General features: G+C 34.1%; 2 protein-coding genes. Both read left to right on the top strand.

Annotation, left to right across the window (positions count from 1 at the left end; translation table 11 throughout):
* The first annotated feature begins 198 nt into the window (after positions 1-198).
* On the top strand, positions 199-699 hold the full coding sequence (locus tag N9I19_RS24680) for a GNAT family N-acetyltransferase (RefSeq protein WP_317779321.1): 501 nt from the start codon (positions 199-201) through the stop codon (positions 697-699).
* A 254-nt stretch (positions 700-953) separates the two neighbouring features.
* Positions 954-1463, top strand: a complete 510-nt coding sequence (locus tag N9I19_RS24675; RefSeq protein WP_089364171.1) for a YfiT family bacillithiol transferase — start codon at positions 954-956, stop codon at positions 1461-1463.
* Positions 1464-1640: the final 177 nt, after the last annotated feature.

The raw sequence follows: 1640 nt of genomic DNA, 5'->3' as shown, positions 1-1640 counted from the left end.
TATCGAATGAGAATTGTCTTTTTTTAGTTTGATTTACCGTACTAGTTAGAAAAACGTGAGTTTTTCAGCAGCCTCGTGAAAGCAGTTCCTTTTTTTATAGAATTACAACCAAAGTTTGTTAATAAATGTACTTAAACTATCGGGGAAGGATAGTTCATTAAGATGTATAATATTGGATATATTTAAGGGGGGATTCTGATGTTAATCAGAGAGGTAAAACCTGAGGATGCTGAAAGTTTCGATTGGCTAATGAAGCAAGTTGAAACTGAGGCTGATTTTATGCTTATGGAACCAGGAGAAAGAAAAGGTTCTCCTGAACAACAACGTAAATGGTTGGAACGAATGGACAAAGAGAATAATTCAACTGTACTTGTTGCAGAACAAGAAGGTGGACAGTTAGTAGGATATTTAGCAGTGATTGGCGGAGATACAAGAAGAACCAAACACTCAGCCTATCTAGTTATAGGTATTTTAAAAGAATACACAGGGCGTGGTATAGGAACAAAACTATTTCAAAGGTTAGAAGAATGGGCAATAATTCATAATATCTTACGGTTAGAGCTTACAGTCGTCACTCAAAATGAAGCAGGAGTATCTCTATATAAGAAAATGGGGTTTGAGGTAGAAGGAATAAAAAGAAACTCACTAGTGATAGATGGCAATCTTTTTGACCAGTATTTTATGTCCAAGTTATCATAAGGTCTTGTTAAAATAACAGGTGCGTTAGTTGTATAAGAATTAAGTGAAATTATGAGTGAGGTCAGATTTTAGTTATTCAATTAAAGGGCGCTATTCTGAAACAAGGGTAAGCGCCTATTTTTCATTATAGGGCCATTTAATTGAATAAGCTTTTGAATTTACGATGCAGTTTGTTGAAGTGATATAATTAAATAAAATTAAACGTTAATACCGAAATATAATGAAATAAAGAATAAGGAAAAGGGGGATTGAAAATGGATGTAAGATACCCAATTGGGAAACTACAAGTTCCTGAAAAAGTAACATTAGAAAATTTTCAAGAATGGCTAAAGGAAATCGAAACTTACACGATTCGATTAAGAGAAACTGTCGACTCATTAAGTGATGAGGAATTAAGCAGAACTTATCGTGAAGGTAGCTGGACAGTTCGTCAACTTGTTCATCACATTGCAGATTCTCAGTTGAACATGTATCAACGTTTGAAGCTGGCTTTAACAGATGAGAACCCAACAGTACCAGCTTTTGATGAAGAAAAGTGGGCTATTCAACCGGATACAAAGCTTCCTGTAGAAAGTTCTATTAAAATGTTAGAAGGTATAAATGAGCGCATCGTATCTTTAGGATATAGTTTAACTGAAGAGCAATTAGATCGAGCTTTTACTCACCAGATAAACGGTATAATAACAGTTGCAACAAAAGTTGCAAAATTAGCTTGGCACGAAGAGCATCATTTAGCCCATATAAAAATCGCATTATCAAAATAATACATTATGTATAAAAGTGGCTTATCGAACCTCGATAAGCCTTTTTTAAAATTAAAATAAGGAATAATTACAGAAGTTTTATTCAACTAACGGGGCAGGTTAGCATTCCTGTAGTTCGTTATTTTTCAGCTTTGAAAAAAATAGGGCTCCTCAGTAAGATATGAGTAAGACATCACT

This window comes from Peribacillus sp. CSMR9 (assembly GCF_033141925.1).
In the GTDB taxonomy this organism is placed as follows: domain Bacteria; phylum Bacillota; class Bacilli; order Bacillales; family DSM-1321; genus Peribacillus; species Peribacillus simplex_A.
Note: the sequence above shows the minus strand (reverse complement) of the source record. Positions and strands in the feature narration are given on the sequence as shown.

Bases quoted from the DNA above. Each gene is read 5' to 3' on its own strand.
- N9I19_RS24680 (WP_317779321.1), top strand. From the start codon at position 199: ATGTTAATCAGAGAGGTAAAACCTGAGGATGCTGAAAGTTTCGATTGG.
- N9I19_RS24675 (WP_089364171.1), top strand. From the start codon at position 954: ATGGATGTAAGATACCCAATTGGGAAACTACAAGTTCCTGAAAAAGTA.